The 16,318-nt window shown below is 74.3% G+C and carries 21 protein-coding genes and 1 pseudogene; 16 read left to right on the top strand and 6 right to left on the bottom strand.

Annotation, left to right across the window (positions count from 1 at the left end; genetic code table 11):
* Window positions 1–5: 5 nt before the first annotated feature.
* Entirely contained in the window at window positions 6–257 is a 252-nt protein-coding gene (locus tag ACI798_RS01275) for a hypothetical protein (protein ID WP_456941266.1), read from the bottom strand.
* A 224-nt stretch (window positions 258–481) separates the two neighbouring features.
* Between ACI798_RS01275 and ACI798_RS01270 the strand changes: the two genes are divergently transcribed.
* Window positions 482–1,510 carry a lipase family alpha/beta hydrolase gene (locus ACI798_RS01270; RefSeq protein WP_457046968.1) on the top strand — a complete coding sequence of 343 codons (1,029 nt, stop codon included), beginning with the start codon at window positions 482–484 and terminating at the stop codon, window positions 1,508–1,510.
* Window positions 1,511–1,551: 41 nt separating this feature from the next.
* Here the strand turns inward: ACI798_RS01270 and ACI798_RS01265 are convergent, their stop codons facing one another.
* Window positions 1,552–1,788, bottom strand: coding sequence for a hypothetical protein (locus tag ACI798_RS01265; RefSeq protein WP_456941268.1), 237 nt, complete (start codon window positions 1,786–1,788; stop codon window positions 1,552–1,554).
* Window positions 1,789–1,840: 52 nt separating this feature from the next.
* Here ACI798_RS01265 and cutA point away from each other — a divergent pair, with 52 nt between their 5' ends.
* A complete protein-coding gene (cutA, locus tag ACI798_RS01260; protein WP_456941269.1) occupies window positions 1,841–2,161 on the top strand; it encodes a divalent-cation tolerance protein CutA in 321 nt (106 codons plus the stop codon).
* On the opposite strand, the gene ACI798_RS01255 is transcribed toward cutA, so the two are convergent.
* Window positions 2,158–3,057 (bottom strand): NADP-dependent oxidoreductase, encoded by a 900-nt coding sequence (locus tag ACI798_RS01255; RefSeq protein ID WP_456941270.1) that lies wholly within the window; start codon window positions 3,055–3,057, stop codon window positions 2,158–2,160. The genes cutA and ACI798_RS01255 overlap by 4 nt on opposite strands.
* Window positions 3,058–3,126: 69 nt before the next feature.
* The gene (locus ACI798_RS01250) at window positions 3,127–3,414 is read right to left on the bottom strand and encodes a DUF6343 family protein (RefSeq protein WP_456941271.1); all 288 of its coding nucleotides are present in this window, start codon (window positions 3,412–3,414) and stop codon (window positions 3,127–3,129) included.
* Window positions 3,415–3,474: 60 nt separating this feature from the next.
* Between ACI798_RS01250 and ACI798_RS01245 the strand changes: the two genes are divergently transcribed.
* The 5 genes from ACI798_RS01245 (at window position 3,475) to ACI798_RS01225 (ending at window position 7,944) form a co-directional block, all read left to right on the top strand.
* Window positions 3,475–3,894 (top strand): hypothetical protein, encoded by a 420-nt coding sequence (locus tag ACI798_RS01245; protein ID WP_457046967.1) that lies wholly within the window; start codon window positions 3,475–3,477, stop codon window positions 3,892–3,894.
* A 46-nt stretch (window positions 3,895–3,940) separates the two neighbouring features.
* Complete coding sequence (prfB, locus tag ACI798_RS01240; RefSeq protein ID WP_456941273.1) at window positions 3,941–5,053, top strand: peptide chain release factor 2; 1,113 nt, start codon at window positions 3,941–3,943, stop codon at window positions 5,051–5,053.
* Between the two features lie 137 nt (window positions 5,054–5,190).
* Window positions 5,191–5,880, top strand: a complete 690-nt coding sequence (gene ftsE, locus ACI798_RS01235; RefSeq protein ID WP_456938721.1) for a cell division ATP-binding protein FtsE — start codon at window positions 5,191–5,193, stop codon at window positions 5,878–5,880.
* Between the two features lie 46 nt (window positions 5,881–5,926).
* Window positions 5,927–6,811 carry a permease-like cell division protein FtsX gene (gene ftsX / locus ACI798_RS01230; RefSeq protein WP_456941274.1) on the top strand — a complete coding sequence of 295 codons (885 nt, stop codon included), beginning with the start codon at window positions 5,927–5,929 and terminating at the stop codon, window positions 6,809–6,811.
* 110 nt (window positions 6,812–6,921) lie between these two features.
* A complete protein-coding gene (locus ACI798_RS01225) occupies window positions 6,922–7,944 on the top strand; it encodes a hypothetical protein (RefSeq protein ID WP_457046966.1) in 1,023 nt (340 codons plus the stop codon).
* 84 nt (window positions 7,945–8,028) lie between these two features.
* Here the strand turns inward: ACI798_RS01225 and ACI798_RS01220 are convergent, their stop codons facing one another.
* The gene (locus ACI798_RS01220) at window positions 8,029–8,724 is read right to left on the bottom strand and encodes a hypothetical protein (RefSeq protein ID WP_457047036.1); all 696 of its coding nucleotides are present in this window, start codon (window positions 8,722–8,724) and stop codon (window positions 8,029–8,031) included.
* A 183-nt stretch (window positions 8,725–8,907) separates the two neighbouring features.
* Window positions 8,908–9,270, bottom strand: a pseudogene (locus ACI798_RS01215) (MBL fold metallo-hydrolase); the annotation flags it as partial.
* Window positions 9,271–9,401: 131 nt separating this feature from the next.
* Between ACI798_RS01215 and smpB the strand changes: the two are divergent.
* From smpB to ACI798_RS01170, 9 genes are all read left to right on the top strand, one after another.
* A complete protein-coding gene (gene smpB, locus ACI798_RS01210) occupies window positions 9,402–9,878 on the top strand; it encodes an SsrA-binding protein SmpB (protein ID WP_456888337.1) in 477 nt (158 codons plus the stop codon).
* A gap of 24 nt (window positions 9,879–9,902) precedes the next feature.
* Window positions 9,903–10,826, top strand: coding sequence for an NADP-dependent oxidoreductase (locus ACI798_RS01205; RefSeq protein WP_456941276.1), 924 nt, complete (start codon window positions 9,903–9,905; stop codon window positions 10,824–10,826).
* A 75-nt stretch (window positions 10,827–10,901) separates the two neighbouring features.
* The gene (locus ACI798_RS01200; RefSeq protein WP_456941277.1) at window positions 10,902–12,065 is read left to right on the top strand and encodes a serine hydrolase domain-containing protein; all 1,164 of its coding nucleotides are present in this window, start codon (window positions 10,902–10,904) and stop codon (window positions 12,063–12,065) included.
* A 34-nt stretch (window positions 12,066–12,099) separates the two neighbouring features.
* Entirely contained in the window at window positions 12,100–12,996 is an 897-nt protein-coding gene (locus ACI798_RS01195) for an amidohydrolase family protein (RefSeq protein ID WP_456941278.1), read from the top strand.
* Entirely contained in the window at window positions 12,993–13,397 is a 405-nt protein-coding gene (locus tag ACI798_RS01190; RefSeq protein WP_456941279.1) for a VOC family protein, read from the top strand. The genes ACI798_RS01195 and ACI798_RS01190 overlap by 4 nt, the downstream gene beginning before the upstream one ends.
* Before the next feature lie 11 nt (window positions 13,398–13,408).
* A complete protein-coding gene (locus ACI798_RS01185) occupies window positions 13,409–14,425 on the top strand; it encodes a GNAT family N-acetyltransferase (protein WP_457046965.1) in 1,017 nt (338 codons plus the stop codon).
* The gene (locus tag ACI798_RS01180) at window positions 14,422–14,865 is read left to right on the top strand and encodes a GNAT family N-acetyltransferase (protein ID WP_456941281.1); all 444 of its coding nucleotides are present in this window, start codon (window positions 14,422–14,424) and stop codon (window positions 14,863–14,865) included. The genes ACI798_RS01185 and ACI798_RS01180 overlap by 4 nt, the downstream gene beginning before the upstream one ends.
* Window positions 14,866–14,875: 10 nt before the next feature.
* Entirely contained in the window at window positions 14,876–15,754 is an 879-nt protein-coding gene (locus ACI798_RS01175) for an SCO6745 family protein (protein WP_457046964.1), read from the top strand.
* A complete protein-coding gene (locus tag ACI798_RS01170; protein WP_456941283.1) occupies window positions 15,751–16,284 on the top strand; it encodes a carboxymuconolactone decarboxylase family protein in 534 nt (177 codons plus the stop codon). The genes ACI798_RS01175 and ACI798_RS01170 overlap by 4 nt, the downstream gene beginning before the upstream one ends.
* The last annotated feature ends 34 nt before the right edge of the window (window positions 16,285–16,318 follow it).

Here is a 16,318-nt window from a genome sequence, read left to right as displayed (position 1 = left end):
GGCGGTCAGCCGCCCCAGGGCGCGTAGTCGGTGCCGCCACCCAGCGCGGTGAGCACGATCATCCCGGCGAAGGCCAGCGCGATGAAGGTGACCACGATCGCGAACAGCAGCCAGCCGCGTTCCTCGATGCCGCGCTTCTCCGGGGTGAGCGGGGTGGCCGGGGCGTCGGAGGGCCGCTGGACCTCCTCGGCCGGGGCGGGCGCGCCGGCGACGGCGGGCTGCTCGGCGGCGGGCGGACGATCGGTGGAGGCGGTCATGGCGACTCCCTGGGGTGGCGCCTCGGGCGCCGCGTGATCGGCGTCCGGCCCCGACGCTAGGACCGCCGCCCGGCGCCGCGGAGGGTCCTTGGGCCCTGCCGCCGCGGCCCTCGGTCAGCGGAGCCGGCCCGCGGCGGGCCCCACACCTCCTGGGACGGTCGCTCGTTGTGTTCCACGAGCGCGTGACCGGTGCGCGCCGGAACCGTGGGGAGACGTGACCCTCGATGACGAGGTCCCGACTGCTGACCGCCCTGACCACGGCCCTGGCCACCGCCGCGGCCGCCGTCCTCCTGGGCACCGGCACCGCCGGCGCCGCGCCCGCTCCCGCCGACACGGGCGAGTTCGCCCCGCTCGACCGGCCCGGCCCGAGGTTGTCGGTGCCGCGGGTCGACCTCGACGCGAGCCTGTCCTGCAACGGCTCCCTGCGCGGCCTGGCGCAGGACCCCGTCCTGCTGGTGCCCGGCACGACCATGGACCCGCAGGTCGGCTTCGGCTGGAACTACACCCGCGCGTTCGACCGCAACGGCTGGCGCTGGTGCACGGTCACGCTGCCCTCCGACGCCACCGGCGACGTCCAGGTCGCCGGCGAGTACCTGGTCCACGCCATCCGCACGATGGCGCAGCAGTCGCGCCGCGACGTCGACGTCGTCGGCTGGAGCCAGGGCGGGATGGTGCCGCGCTGGGCGCTGCGGTTCTGGCCCGACACCCGCGCCCTCGTCGACGACGTCGTGGGCCTGTCGCCGTCCAACCACGGCACCGTGCTCTCCGGGGTCACCTGCGGGGACTGCAACCCGGCGTTCCACCAGCAGGCGGTCGGGTCGCGGTTCCTGCAGGCGCTCAACAGCGGCGCGGAGACCTTCGCCGGCGTCGACTACACCGTCGCCTACACGCTAGCCGACGAGGTCGTCGTCCCCAACGCCCTGACGCCGAGCTCGCCGCTGCGCACCGGCGCCGGCGCGGTCGCGAACATCGCCGTCCAGGAGGTCTGCCCGGCGGACGCGGCCGACCACTTCGCCATCGGCAGCTACGACGCCGTGGGCTACGCGATCGTCGCCGACGCGCTGACCCACGACGGGCCGGCGGTGCGCTCGCGGATCCCGGCGACCACCTGCCTGCAGCCGTTCCAGCCCGGCGTCGACCCGCTCACCTTCCCCACCGACCACGCCGCGTTCCTCGCCTACGCGGGCGACAGCGCGGGCAACGCGCCCGACGTCCCGGAGGAGCCGGCGCTCGCGCCGTACGTGTACCGCTGACCGGGGTGGCCGCCCGGGCACCGGGCGGCCACCCCGGAGGGTCAGCCGCCGCGCTCGACCTCGGCCTGGACGATGCCGCCGATCGCGGTGCGCAGCGCCGCGTTCGCGGTGTCACCCTCGGCGAGCGCGGTGCGGGCGTCCTCGGGCAGCAGGGACGGGTCGACGTCGTCGAGCCAGCTCACGTCGTCGCCGTTGCGGCGGCCCACCTGCAGCCCGTCGTCGCCCTGCCGCAGCACGTACGTCTCGCCGTCGATCTCGAGTGTCAGGTCGTCGCTCATGGGCGGCCCCTACCCGGCGCGGCCCGGCGCACGCACCCGGAGGATGGCCGTCGTGGACGTCGTCGAGGTGGTCGTCACCGGGCCGGACGCCGACTGGCTGGCCGGCTACACGCGGACCCTGGTGGAGGAGCGGCTGGCCGCCTGCGGCCACCAGCTGACCGCGATCCGGTCGGTGTACCGGTGGGCGGGGGAGGTGCACGACGACCCGGAGGCTCGCGTCGCGCTGCACACCCGCGCCGCGCTGGTGCCGGCGATCGTCGCCCGCACCGCCGAGCTGCACCCCTACGACGTCCCGTGCGTCATCGCGCTGCCGCTGGCCGGCGGCGGTCCCGACTACCTGCGCTGGGTGGTCGCCGAGACCCGCGAGCCCTAGGGCACGAGCACGAGCTTGCCGCGGACGTGGCCCTCGCGGCTGCGCGCGAACGCCTCGGCCGCCCGCTCGAACGGATAGGTGCCGGCGACCGGCAGCTGCAGCCGGCCCTGCCGCACCAGCCCGGCGACCTCGGCCAGGCGGGGCGCGGCGCCGGAGCTGGACGACGTCACGTGCACCCCGAGCCCGGCCGCGCCGAAGTCGGCGATGGTGACCACCCGCCCCGGGTCGCCGGTGAGCGTGATCAGGTCAGGCACCGACCCCCGCCCGGCGGTGTCGACCGCGCCGTCCACCCCGTCGGGGGCGAGCTCGTGCACCCGGTCGACGAGGCCCGCGCCGTAGGTGGTCGGCAGCGCGCCGAGCGAGCGGACGAAGTCGGCGTTGGCCGGCGACGACGTCCCGACGACCGTCAGCCCGCGGCTGACGGCGACCTGCACGGTCACGCTGCCCACGCCGCCGCTCGCGCCGTCGACGACGACCGTGCGGCCGGCGTCCAGCCCGAGCAGGTCGAGCACCCGGACGGCGGTCTCCCCGGCCACCCCCAGCCCGGCGGCGACCTCGAACGACACCTCCGGTGGCTTGGGCACCCACCCGGTGAGGACGGCGTGCTCGGCGGCGGTCCGCCGGCCCAGGCCGAGCACCGCGTCGCCGACCCGCACCCCGGTCACGCCCTCGCCGACCTCGTCCACCACCCCGGCCGCGTCCACGCCGGGCACGGCCGGCCCGGCCGGCCGCTCACCGCGGGCCATCAGGCCGGTGACCTGCTTCCAGTCGAACTGGTTCACGCTCGCCGCGCGGACGGCGATCCGGACCTGCCCCGGCCCGGCGTGCGGCTCCTCGACCTCGGCGACGTGCAGGACGTCGGGCTCCCCGTACTCGGTGTAGACGACGGCGCGCATGCCGCGCTCCTCCCGCTCGGCGGTCGACGTGGCGCTGCAACCGCCGTGGGCGCGCGCCCGTTCCCGCCGTCAGCCCGGCTCGCCGCGCCGCTTGCGCCGGGCGACGACCACCAGGTCGACCAGCGCGACCGCGGCGAGGACGAACAGCACCACCGCGGGCCACGCGGGCAGGTCGGTGCGCCACCACAGGACGCCGAACACCGTGCAGGTGACCAGCCCGAAGGCGGCCAGCACCAGCCGGAGGGTGAGCGCCGACTGCGCCGGCGCCGCGCCGCCGATGCCCGCCGTCGGGTCGTGGTGGTCGGGCAGGCCCCGCGCGTACTCCTCGCGGGTGCGTCTGCGCCGCGGCTCGCTCATGCCGGAGGGGTACCCGGTGCCGGCCCGGTCACCCGGCGGGCCGCTGCGAGGATGGCGGGCGTGACCCCGCCCGCCCGCGACACCACCGCCGTCCTCCGCGACCTCGGCGCCGCCCTGCTCGCCGCCGCGCCGGCCGACGCGGCCCGCGTCCGCTACCGCGCCACGGTCGTCGGCGACGTCCGCCGCGACCTGCTCACCGCCGGGCCCGCCGACGGGGAGCCGGTGCCGGTGCCGGCCACCGCCGCCGTCCGGACCGCCGTCGAGGAGCTCAAGCGGGTCATGTGGACGCCGGAGCGGGGCACCTGGCTGCAGACCGACATGACCCTCGACCGGGCCACGAGCCGGCTGCTGCCGATCTTCAACGCCGACGCCGAGCCCGAGGGGCCGCCGCTGCCGCGGGAGGCGCTGCTCGCCGAGCTGCGCGACCACCCGCGGCCGCCGGACGCCGTCCCCCGGTGGATGGCCGACCGGATCGGCTGACAGCGCCCGGCGCTCCCGGACGGGCGGCGCACTACCCTGGATCGACGTGGCCGCTGACTTCCCCGTCGTCCTCGACGAACTCGACACGACCCTCTCGAGCATCGAGTCCGTCCTCGACGTCGACCGGCTCCGCCGCGAGGTGGCCGAGCTCGAGGAGCAGGCCGCCGCGCCGGACCTCTGGAACGACGTCGAGGCCGCCCAGGCGCTGACGTCCCGGCTGTCCTACCTGCAGGGCGACCTGCGCCGGGTCGAGGAGCTGCGCCGCCGGCTCGACGACGTCGGCGTGCTGCACGAGATGGCCGAGGAGGAGTCCGACGAGGCCACCGCGGCCGAGGCCGAGCGCGAGCTCGCCGCGCTGCGCAAGGAGATCGACGAGCTCGAGGTCCGTACGCTGCTCAACGGCGAGTACGACGCCCGCGAGGCGCTGGTGACCATCCGCTCGGAGGCCGGCGGCGTCGATGCCGCGGACTTCGCCGAGATGCTCATGCGCATGTACCTGCGCTGGGCGGAGCGGCACCGCTACCCGGTCGAGGTCTACGACACCTCCTACGCCGAGGAGGCCGGGATCAAGTCGGCCACCTTCGCGGTCAAGCAGCCCTACGCCTACGGGACGCTGTCGGTCGAGCAGGGCACGCACCGGCTGGTGCGGATCTCGCCGTTCGACAACCAGGGCCGCCGGCAGACGTCGTTCGCCGGCGTCGAGGTGCTGCCGGTCGTCGAGCAGACCGACCACGTCGACATCCCGGAGAACGAGATCCGCATCGACGTCTTCCGGTCCTCCGGCCCCGGCGGGCAGAGCGTGAACACCACCGACTCCGCCGTCCGGATCACCCACCTGCCCACCGGCATCGTGGTGTCCTGCCAGAACGAGAAGTCGCAGATCCAGAACCGGGCGGCGGCGATGCGCGTGCTCCAGGCGCGGCTGCTGGCCAAGCGGCAGGAGGAGCAGCGCGCCGCCATGGACGCGCTCAAGGGCGAGGGCTCCAGCTGGGGCAACCAGATGCGCTCCTACGTGCTGCACCCGTACCAGATGGTCAAGGACCTGCGGACCGAGCAGGAGACCGGCAACACCTCGGCGGTCCTCGACGGCGACATCGACTCGTTCATCGAGGCCGGCATCCGCTGGCGTCGTCAGCAGGAGACCGTCGCCGCCGGCTGAGGCGTCGGGTCGGTCACACCGCGGAGCAGTTCGCCGGGAGATCCCGCTGGGTGGGTGCGCGGGCCGGGGAACTGCTCCCGGTGCGTCTCCGCGTGAACCGACCATGGTGGGTCGCCGGGCAGGTACCGTGGCCCCTCGTGATCGAATTGCAACACGTCACCAAGCTCTACCCGGCCAGCTCCCGGCCGGCCCTCGATGACGTGTCGACGGAGATCGACAAGGGCGAGTTCGTCTTCCTCATCGGCTCCTCCGGCTCCGGCAAGTCGACCTTCCTCCGGCTGCTGCTCAAGGAGGACGACCCCACCCGCGGCACGGTCACCGTCAACGGCAAGACCCTCAACGGCATGAGCAAGTGGCAGGTGCCCAAGCTCCGCCGCACCATGGGCTGCGTCTTCCAGGACTTCCGGCTGCTGCGCAACCGCACCGTGGCCGAGAACGTGGCCTTCGCCCTCGAGGTCATCAACAAGCCGCACCGCACGATCAAGCGGGTCGTGCCCGAGGTGCTGGAGATGGTCGGCCTCGACGGCAAGGCCAACCGGCTGCCGCACGAGCTGTCCGGTGGTGAGCAGCAGCGGGTCGCGATCGCCCGCGCGTTCGTCAACCGGCCGCTGGTGCTGCTCGCCGACGAGCCCACCGGCAACCTCGACCCGGAGACCAGCGAGGGGATCATGCTGCTGCTGGAGCGGATCAACCGCACCGGCACCACCGTGATCATGGCGACGCACGACTACCACATCGTCGACTCCATGCGCCGTCGCGTCATCGAGCTCAACGGGGGCCAGATCACCCGCGACCAGTCGCGCGGCGTCTACGGCGTCGGCCGCTGACGGTCGGTCACCCCTCCTCGGACCTGCACCTCACGACAGGGAATCCATGCGCGTCAACTTCGTCCTCTCCGAGGTGGCCACCGGGCTGCGTCGCAACCTGACCATGACGGTCGCGATGATCCTGACGACGGCCATCTCGCTCGGTCTCATGGGGACCGGCCTGCTCATCGCCGGGATGATCTCCGACATGAAGGAGATCTACTACGACAAGGTGCAGGTCTCCATCTTCCTGGCCGACGACGTCACCGACGAGCAGCGCAGCACGATCGAGCAGCAGCTGTCGGACTCGTCGGAGGTGAAGAGCTTCATCTACGAGTCCAAGGAGGAGGCCTACGAGCGCTTCCGGCAGCAGTTCTCCCAGCAGCCCGAGCTGGTCGAGAACACGCCGCAGGACGCGCTGCCGGAGAGCTTCCGGGTCGAGCTGGTCAACCCCGAGCGCTACGAGGTCATCGCCGCGGAGTTCCCGAACGGGCAGGAGGGCGTCGACCAGGTGCGCGACGAGGGCGACTTCCTCGACCGCCTGTTCAGCCTGCTCAACGGCGCCCGCAACGCGACGATCGCCGTCGCGGTGGTGCAGGCACTCGCGGCGTTGCTGCTGATCTCCAACACGATCCAGCTGGCCGCGTTCAACCGCCGCAACGAGACCAACATCATGCGGCTGGTCGGCGCCTCCCGCTGGTACACCCAGCTGCCGTTCATCCTCGAGGCCGCGCTGGCCGGGCTCATCGGTGCGCTGCTCGCCGTCGGCGGCCTGGTGCTGACCAAGGTGCTGTTCGTCGACAAGACGCTGGCCGGCCCGATCAAGGCCGGGATCATCCCGCCGGTCGACTGGGGCGCGATCGCCACGATCAGCCCGATCATCGGCGCCGCCGGCGTGGGCCTGGCCGCGATCGCCGCCTACGTCACGCTGCGCCTCTACGTCCGGCTGTAGCCCCCACACACCCTCGTCGAGATCCCGCGATCTCGTCCGCCGGCGGAGCCGGAGCGGACGAGATCGCGGGATCTCGCGCGTGAGGGGCCGCTCGGGGGTAGGGACCGGGCATGACGACGACGGGCGAGGCGCTGGGGCGGGCCGGGGACGTCGACACCGGGCGGGCCGACGTGCGGCCGGCGCTGCGGCGGCTGGGCGCGATCGGCGCGTTCGAGCGGGACGACGACGACCCGACCGAGGCGCTGCTGGCCTCGGTGCGGATGGTCCGGGAGCTCGCGTCGGTGTCGCTGGCCACCGCCTTCGCCGCCTGGTCGCAGCGGATGGTCCTCGAGTACCTGCGCTGCTGCCCGCCGCCGCAGCCGCAGCCCGAGCTGGTCGCGGGGCTGCGGGCGGGCACCGTCCCGGGGGCCACCGCGCTCGCCCCGGCGGTCGCCGACCTCGCCGGCACCGGCACGCTGCCGGTCACCGCCACCCGCGACGGCGCCGGCTGGCGGCTGTCGGGCACCGTCGGCTGGGCGTCCAACCTCTTCGACGACGCCGTCGTCGTGACCCCCGCGCGCACCCCGGACGAGGGCCGCGTCGTCGTGCTGTTCCGGCTGACCGACCCCGGCGTGACGCCGACCGGGCACTTCCACCTGCTCGGCCTCAACGGCACCGGCACCGGCGGGCTGCACCTCGACGGCGTCGCCGTCGGGCCGGGACAGGTGCTCAGCGACGACCTGTCCTCCTTCGTGGCGGTGTGCCGGCCGGCGATGCTGCTGCTGCAGACCTCCCTGGCCCTCGGCGTCGCCGACGCCGCGCTGGACGCGGCGGCCGAGCACGTCCCCGGCGTCCTGCGGGCCGACGCCGACGCGCTGTCCGAGCGCCGCGACGACGCCGCCCGGCGGCTGGAGGACCTCGCCGGCGACCGGGTGGGCGTGGGCCCCGGCGACCTGGCGCGGCTGCGGCTGGCCGCGCTCGACCTCGCCGCCGAGGCGGTGCGGCTGGAGTCGGCCGTCAGCGGTGGGCAGGGCTACCTCGCCGCCAGCGACACCGCGCGGCGGGTGCGCGAGGTGGCGTTCCTGCCGGTGCAGGCGCCCACGTACGCGCAGCTCCGCCGCGAGATCACTGCAGCGAAGGGAGGGGCCAGATGAGTGTGGCCGTTCGCCGGCACTCATGGCCCCATCCCACGGGCAGCTAGATGTAAGTACTTGCTGTGAACTCGGTGATTCGCGAGATCACCAAACGCTCACGGTGCCAACCAGGTGGGTGTTGATGCATGATCGCGCCTGATTATGGGGGCCAAGGTGGCGGTTCCATCGCTCGAAATGGTCAGAGCCCGCTTGAGCAATGCACATGTGAGCCTTAGGAAACCCCGGGGGAAGGCTGAATGTGCCGTGGTGTGGCGCGAGTAAGACGTCGTAGTCAGAGTGCATTGTGGCAATAGCTGCCCTCTGAATGCTCCAGCGCGCATCGCCGAAGGCGGCGAAGAATCCTCGCCGCCTCCGCCGAGTGGCCAGGGGTTCATCAAACCCATATCCTTCACTAAGGATGAGCGAAAGGTCGTTGCTGGCCCGACGGCCGAGCTGGAGGACTTTCTTGAAGCGCTCCTGAAACTCCTCAGGGATGTCGGCATCGAGGAGAGACGTGTCCTCTAGGTGTGGCACCGTGCCGCCAACATCCTCGCCCTCTAGGTCGTCCTCGAAGGCCTCGACGGTCTTCGGAAGGCGGCTGACCTCTCCCTGTAGATCGTCGTCGTCAATCAGGTCGTCGATCCATGCAAAGTCATCGGGTTGAGGGGAGAAAGGGGCGAGATCGTAGGCGGCGTCCAGGTTCTCGCGCAGCTGAGGAGAACCGGCTCGTTCCAGTTCATCAGCAAGGTCATTCGTCTCATGGATAGCCCTAGCGAGCAAGCGTGCTGTCGTCGCGTCCAAGTGGGGCGGGGGCCAGTGGACAGTGAAGTGACGCCCGGCGACTTGGAAGCGTTGACCCGCGAACAAGGGGAAGCCCCGTACCTGCAGCCCGTATGACTTAAGTGCGCTCTGCAACTCTAAAGCGGTGACTCGAGTGCCACGTGAAGTCATTACGAGAGCCAACGCGGTTGCTGGAAGCGTCCGCGGTGGTCCACCTCTGCGCCGCGCGGGCTGGCTCGTAGTGGTCGGTAGTCCCGGGTAGTACAAATCAAGTGTCTTGACTGACGCTGCGGACAGGTGTGCTGCCAGCGCAGGGAAGCCGTTCCAGTGGTCGACGTCGAAGTGGGAAACAATCAAGGAGTCGACCGAGCGCTTGTTGGGACCGAGCACGTTAGCCACGCGCTCCGCAGCGACTGCCGCTGAGTCGCGGCGCACACCACAGTCCAGGACGGCGACCGGACAGTCGCAGCCGGCTCCGATGCATCCACACCGCAGCACAGTCGACGCGCCGTCGCCAGCATCCACCACGGTCACTCTCGGCACCCCGCAGACATTAGGAGGCGTCATGCTGCAGCGGAGCGCGCATCGCCGATGCCGACTCACCGTTGCTTGCGAGCCGGCCGAGGGCGCTGTTGTGCACTGCGGCCCACCTGCGCCGCGAGATCTCCGCGGCCGGGCACCGGCAGTAACCTGGGGACATGCCGCGTGAACAGGGGCGCAAGCTCATCGCCCAGAACAAGAAGGCGCGGCACGACTACTCGATCCTCGACACCTACGAGGTCGGCCTGGTGCTCACCGGCACCGAGGTGAAGAGCCTCCGCGCCGGCCGGGCGTCGCTGGTCGACGGCTTCGCCACCGTCGACGACGGCGAGGTGTGGCTCCAGCACGTGCACATCCCCGAGTACACGCAGGGGACCTGGACCAACCACGCCCCGCGCCGCAAGCGCAAGGTGCTCATGCACCGCGAGGAGATCGACAAGCTGATCGGCAAGACCCGCGAGGGTGGCCTGACGCTCGTGCCGCTGGACCTGTACTTCAAGGACGGGAAGGTCAAGGCCACGCTCGCGCTGGCCAAGGGCAAGAAGTCCTACGACAAGCGCCAGGACCTCGCCGAGCGCGACTCGCGGCGGGAGATCCAGCGGGCGTTCGGCCGCTACGTGAAGGGACGCAGGTGATCGGGCAGGCATGAGGGGAATGCGTTGAGGGGCGTCGCGTACGACCGGTTCGGCGGGTCCGAGGTCCTGACCCTGCGCGACGACCTGCCCGAGCCCCCGGTCGGGCCGGACACGGTGCTCGTCCGCACGCACGCCGCCGGGGTCAACCCGGTCGACGTCGCCATCCGCGAGGGGCACCTGGCCGGGGCCTTCCCGCACCACTTCCCGATCGTGCCGGGATGGGACCTCGCCGGCACCGTCGAGGCGGTCGGGCCCGCGGTGCACGACCTCGCCCCCGGGGACGAGGTGTTCGGCTACCTGCGCCGCGACGACGTGCAGTGGGGGACCGCCGCCGACCTGGTGCCCGCGCCGCAGCGCTGCGTGGCGCGCAAGCCGGAGTCGCTGTCGTTCGCCGAGGCGGGGGCGCTGCCGCTGGCCGGGCTGACCGCCTACCAGGCGCTCACCGAGACGCTCGACGTCGGCGAGGGGGACCGGGTCCTGGTGCACCGCGCGGCGGGCGGGGTCGGCTTCTTCGCCGTCCAGATCGCCGTCGCGCTCGGCGCGCACGTCATCGGCACCGCCAGCCCGCGCAACCACGGCTTCCTCCGCGACGCCGGCGCCGCCGAGGTGCTCGACTACTCGGCCGGGCCGATCAGCGCGCAGCTGTCGGAGCCGGTCGACGCCGTCCTCGACCTCAACGGCGGCGACGCGCTCACCGACGCCCCCAAGCAGGTGCGTGACGTCGCTCGGATCGCCGGCGTCGTCGACCCGGCGGTGAACGAGATGGGCGGGCGGTACGTGTTCGTCCGGCCGGAGCGGCACGACCTCGAGGAGCTCGGCCGGATGGCCGACGCCGGCCAGCTGCGGGTGTCGATCGCCCGGGCGTTCCCGCTCGAGCGCACCGCCGAGGCCCACGACCTGGTGGCCGGCGGGCACGTCCGCGGGAAGGTCGTCGTCACGCTCCGCTGAGTGCACCCGGCGTGGCGGCCGGCTCCCCGGGCGGCGGCCTACCGGGGTGGCGCGGACGCGGAGCAGCCTGCCCGCATGCCCGGGTCGCGGCGTGCGCTGTCCCTGCTGGTCCCGCTGGTCACGGCGGTGGCGCTGGCCGGTGTGCCGGCGACGGCGGTCGCCGATCCCGCGCCGGCGCCGCACGCCGGGGCGCTGCGGGCCGCGCTGACCGACCTGGTCCAGCAGCCCGGCGGCCCGCCCGGGGCCGTCGTGACGCTGGGCCGCGGCGGGGACCTCGACGTCCTCACCGCCGGCGTCGCCGACCTCGCCACCGGGCGCCCGCCCGCGGCCGGGGACGCCATGCGGGTCGCCAGCGTGGCCAAGGCGTACAACGCCGCCACGGTGCTGGCCCTGGTGTCCCGCGGCGTCCTCTCCCTGGACGAGCCCGTCGGCACCTGGCGGCACGACCTGCCCCCGGCCTGGCAGGCGCTGACCCTGCGCCAGCTGCTCGGGCACACCAGCGGCCTCCCGGACTTCAGCCGGAGCGAGGCCTTCGTGGACGCGCTGCTGGCGTCGCTGCAGGACCCACCCCCGCCCCGGGAGCTCCTCTCGTACGTCGAGGACGAGCCGCTGCTGTTCGCCCCCGGCACGGAGTACCGGTACTCGAACTCCGACAACGTCCTGGCCGGCCTCGTGGTCGAGGCGGGGACCGGCCGCCCCTACGCCGAGGTGCTGGCCGCGCTGGTGCTGCGGCCCGCCGGCCTGACCGCCACGGGCCTCCCCGTCGGCCCGGACCTGCCGAGCCCGTACCTGCACGGCTACGACGTCTCCGAGCAGCCGCCCGAGGACGTGAGCACGGCGATCGCGGCGGGCTGGTCGTGGGCCTCGGGCGGGGTCGTGTCCACCCCGGCCGACCTCGCCCGGTTCGTCGGCGCCGACGTCCGCGGCGCGTTCACCGACCCGGCGACCCGGGCCGAGCAGTCCACCTTCCGCCCGGGGTCGTCGGAGCCGCCCGGACCGGGGGAGAACGCCGCGGGCCTCGGGCTGTTCCGGTACGACACCCGCTGCGGCACCGTCTTCGGGCACACCGGCAACACCGCCGGCTACACCCAGTTCGCCGCCGCCACCGCCGACGGCGCCCGGACGGTCACCGTCTCGGTCACCGGGCAGCTCACGCCGGACAGCGCGCCGGACCTGTTCCCGCGGCTGCGCGCGGTGTTCGAGCTGGCCACCTGCGCCGCCGTCGGACCGCACCGGTGAGCCCGGTCCCCGGGCCGGCGCTACGTTCGCTCGGGTGAGCTGCGATCCCCCGGTCGACGACGACGACGTCCCGCGGTTCTGGCGCGAGCTGGGACTGCCCGGCCTGGTCGACGTCCACGTGCACTTCCTGCCGCCGCGGGTGCAGGCCAAGGTGTGGTCGTACTTCGAGGCGGCGGAGACGCACTACGGCACCGGGTGGCCGGTGGCCTACGCGCTGCCCGAGGACGAGCGGCTCGCCGTCCTGGACCGGCTCGGCGTCCGCGCCTTCCCCACGCTGCCGTACCCGCACAAGCCCGGGATGGCCGCCTGGCTCAACGACTGGTCCTCGGACTTCGCCGACGCCCACCCGCAGGTGCTGCGCTCGGCCACGTTCTTCCCGGAGCCCGAGGCGCCGTACTACGTCGCCGAGGCGCTCGACCGCGGGGTGCGGGTGTTCAAGGTGCACGTGCAGGTCGGCGCGTTCGACCCGCGCGACCCGCTGCTGGACCCGGTGTGGGCGCGGCTGGAGGAGACCGGCACCCCGGTCGTCATCCACTGCGGCTCCGGTCCGTTGCGCGGCGAGCACACCGGCCCCGGGCCCGCGGCCGGCCTGCTCGAGCGCCACCCGCGGCTGCAGCTGGTGATCGCGCACCTCGGCATGCCCGAGTACCGGGACTTCCTCGACCTCGCCGAGGCGTACGAGCGGGTGCACCTGGACACCACGATGTTCGCCACCGCCTTCACCGAGCGGCTCATGCCCTTCGACCGCGTCGACCTGCCGCGGCTGGCCGCGCTGCGGGACAAGGTGCTGCTCGGCAGCGACTTCCCGTCCATCCCGTACCCCTACGCCGAGCAGTTGGCCGCGCTGGCCCGGCTCGACCTCGGCGACGACTGGCTGCGCGCGGTGCTGCACGACAACGGCGCCCGGCTGTTCGGGATCGGTGCCCGGTGATCCGGCTGACCGCCCCCGTCCTCGGCACCCCGGACCCGCGCGGGCTGGCCCGCTTCTACCAGCGGCTGCTCGGCTGGCCGATCCGCGACGACGGGCCCGAGTGGGCCACGCTGCGCCCGGACGACGGCGGCACCGGGCTGTCCTTCCAGCTCGAGCGCGACCACGTCCCGCCGGTCTGGCCGCCGGAGCCGGGCACCCAGCAGATGCAGGTCCACCTCGACCTGGAGGTCGACGACCTCGACGCGGCCTGCGCGCTCGCCGAGGAGGCCGGCGCCCGGCGCATCGGCGGCTACGACGACCCGGACGAGCTCGTGCGGATCTACGCCGACCCCGCCGGCCACCCCTTCTGCCTGTTCACCCACGTGGAAACCCGCTCGCCCGCGCCGGGGGAGCCCGCCTAGCCTGACCGCCCGTGACCGACGTGCTCGCCGCCGACGTGACCGGCCTGCCCGGCGGGCTGACCGCCCGCCCGCTCACCCTCGACGACGCCCCCGCCGCGGCCGACCTGCTCGCGGCCGCCGAGGCCGTCGACGACACCGGCGAGCACGAGGACACCGGCGACCTGGCCGAGTGGTGGGGCCGGGAGCTGGTCGACCTGCCCTCCGACGGCCGGGCCGTGGTCACCGGGGACGGGCGGCTGGTGGCCTGGACGACGTCGATCTCCCAGCGCGGCGGCCGCGAGGCGCTGCGCGTCTGGGCCGAGGGCCGGGTGCACCCGGACTGGCGCGGGCGCGGCATCGGCCGGGCGCTGGTCGACTGGCAGGTGCGCCGCGGCACCGCACAGCACGCGGCGTTCGCGCCGCCCGGGCTGCCCGGCCGGCTCGTCGTCAGCGCCTGGCCCGCGATGACCTCGCTCGAGCGGCTGCTGCAGCGCCGGGGCTTCGCGGTCGAGCGGCTGTTCGCCACCATGGAGCGCCCGCTCGACGCGCTGCCCGCCGCCGTCCCGCCCGCCGGGATCGAGCTGGTGCCCTTCACCTGGGACCGTGACGACGAGGTGCGCCGCGCGCACAACGCCGCGTTCACCGAGCACCACGGCTCCACCGAGCGCGACGAGACCGCCTGGCGCACCTGGTTCACCGGCGTGCGGGCGTTCCGGCCCGACCTCTCGGTGCTCGCGCTGGACGGCGACGGCGCCGTCGCCGGGTACGTCCTCGCGTACGTGTACGAGGCCGACACCCGCGCCACCGGGATCCCCACCGTCCACCTCGGCCAGATCGGCGTGCTGCCCGGCGCCCGCGGGCGCGGCGTGGCGGGCACGACCATCGCCGCCGCGCTGGCCGGCGCCGCGGCCGGCGGCTGCCGCGCCGCCCGTCTCGACGTCGACACCGAGAACACGACCGGCGCGTTCGCGCTCTACGAGCGGGTCGGCTTCCGGGTCACCCGCACCCACCACGCCTGGGCGTTCCCGGTCCCGCCGGTCGCCGGGTGACGCGCCCGGCGCGGGAGGCGGACCTGCCGCTGGTCGAGGCGGCCGAGCGGGCGTACGTCCGGGACGTCGAGCCGGCCCAGGAGGCGGCCTGGACCGCCGCGCTGGACCGCAACCGGGCGCTGTGGCGGGCCAACCTGGCCCGCACCACCGTGCTGGAGGTGGAGGGAGAGCCCGCCGGGTTCGTCATGTGGACCCCGGACGACGGGGCCGCGCTGGTGGTGACCGTGCAGGTGCTGCCGCCGTTCCGCCGGCGCGGCCACGGGCGGCGGCTGCTCGAGGCCTGCGCCGCCGACGCCGCGGCCGCCGGCCTGGCCGAGGTGCGGCTGGGCGTGCACCGGGACAACCCGGCCCGCGCCCTCTACGAGACCGCGGGCTTCGCGCCGGCGGGGGAGGACGGCGACTACCTGCTCTACCGCCGGGCGGCCCGGGCCGCTCGCTAGGGTCGCCCGCATGGTCACCGCCGATCAGCCCGTCCTGGACCCCGCCCTCGTCGGCCGTGCGCACCGCGCCGTCGAGCCGCTGCACAACCACGTGTACTTCGTGCCGGAGACGGAGCAGCACCTGACGGCGATCGGCCTGCGGCCCGGGCGGATGGTCTACTTCGCCGGCCGCGCGGCCCCGATGGGCGCCGTCGGCCCGGGCGTGGTGACGGCGACCTTCTCCAACTTCTCCCCGGCCATCGTGGCCCGCCACATCCCGCGGGCCTGGACGCTGGCCTCGCCCGCGCAGGTGGTGGAGACCCGGTTCGCCTCCGCCCGCGCCTCGCTGACCCGGCTGCTCGGCGGCGAGGAGGCCGCGGCCGCCCCGGAGGTCACCGAGCTCGGCGACCTGCTCGCCGACGCCTGCTCGGTGCTCCCCGCGCAGGGGCGGCCGCTGTACGCCGGCCACGCCGACCTGCCCTGGCCGGAGGACCCGGTCACCCGGCTCTGGCACGCCGCGTCGCTGCTGCGCGAGTGGCGCGGCGACGGGCACGTCGCCGTCCTGGTCCGCCACGGCCTGTCGGGCCTGGAGGCGCTGGTCACCCACACCGCCACCGGTCGCGGCTTCCTGCCCGCGTCGGCGAAGGCCACCCGCGGCTGGAGCGACGAGGACTGGGCCGCCGCGGCCGCGCGGCTGGCCGGCCGCGGCCTGCTCGACGGCGACCGCCTCACCGAGGCCGGGCAGCGGCTGCGCGCCGACCTCGAGGCCGAGACCGACGCCCTGGGGACCACGCCGTGGGCGCACCTGGGCCCGGAGCGGACGGCGCGGGTGGTCGAGCTCGGCAAGCGGCTGTCGGCCACGCTCGTCGCCAACGGCGCCTACCCCTCCGGCGTCTTCGCCGGCCGGTGACCCCGCGGCTGCCCGAGGCGCCCGGCGAGGGGCCGACGGCGGACCTGCTGCGCGCCCGGCGCGGCGGCGACCTCTCCACCCTCGACCGGCTGCTGCTGCACAGCCCGCCGGTGGCCGAGGGCTGGAACGCGCTGCTCGGCGCGCTGCGGGGCGCCACCACGCTCCCCGCCGACCTGCGGGAACTGGTGGTCCTGCGGATCGCCGTGCTCGCCGGCGCGGAGTTCGAGTGGGCCGCGCACGAGCCGATCGCCCGCCGTGCCGGGCTCACCGACCTGCACCTGCGCGTGCTGCGCGCCGACGACGCCACCGCCGAGCCGGTGTGGACGCCGGCGCAGGCCGCCGTGCTGGCCTTCACCGACGCCTCGGCCCGCGCCGTCACCGTCCCCGACCCGGTGTTCGCCGCGGTGCGCGCGCACCTCGACGACCGCGGGGTCGTCGAGCTCACCGCGCTGGTGGGCGGCTACGCGATGGTCGCCCGCTTCCTGGTCGCGCTGCAGGTGCCCCCACCGGACGGGGAGGTTCCCGGCTGACCCGTTGCTCCCTATCGTGTGCTCCAGGTCACAC

This window comes from Geodermatophilus sp. SYSU D01045, from assembly GCF_054050295.1.
The sequence above is the reverse complement of the archived record's forward strand: the minus strand, read 5'-3'. Positions and strand labels throughout refer to the sequence as shown.

Excerpts from the sequence above, each read along its gene's own strand:
- ACI798_RS01275 (WP_456941266.1), bottom strand. The coding sequence starts at position 257 with ATGACCGCCTCCACCGATCGTCCGCCCGCCGCCGAGCAGCCCGCCGTC.
- ACI798_RS01270 (WP_457046968.1), top strand. The coding sequence starts at position 482 with ATGACGAGGTCCCGACTGCTGACCGCCCTGACCACGGCCCTGGCCACC.
- ACI798_RS01265 (WP_456941268.1), bottom strand. The coding sequence starts at position 1,788 with ATGAGCGACGACCTGACACTCGAGATCGACGGCGAGACGTACGTGCTG.
- ACI798_RS01255 (WP_456941270.1), bottom strand. The coding sequence starts at position 3,057 with ATGCGCGCCGTCGTCTACACCGAGTACGGGGAGCCCGACGTCCTGCAC.
- ACI798_RS01250 (WP_456941271.1), bottom strand. The coding sequence starts at position 3,414 with ATGAGCGAGCCGCGGCGCAGACGCACCCGCGAGGAGTACGCGCGGGGC.
- ftsX (WP_456941274.1), top strand. The coding sequence starts at position 5,927 with ATGCGCGTCAACTTCGTCCTCTCCGAGGTGGCCACCGGGCTGCGTCGC.
- ACI798_RS01225 (WP_457046966.1), top strand. The coding sequence starts at position 6,922 with ATGACGACGACGGGCGAGGCGCTGGGGCGGGCCGGGGACGTCGACACC.
- smpB (WP_456888337.1), top strand. The coding sequence starts at position 9,402 with ATGCCGCGTGAACAGGGGCGCAAGCTCATCGCCCAGAACAAGAAGGCG.
- ACI798_RS01200 (WP_456941277.1), top strand. The coding sequence starts at position 10,902 with ATGCCCGGGTCGCGGCGTGCGCTGTCCCTGCTGGTCCCGCTGGTCACG.
- ACI798_RS01175 (WP_457046964.1), top strand. The coding sequence starts at position 14,876 with ATGGTCACCGCCGATCAGCCCGTCCTGGACCCCGCCCTCGTCGGCCGT.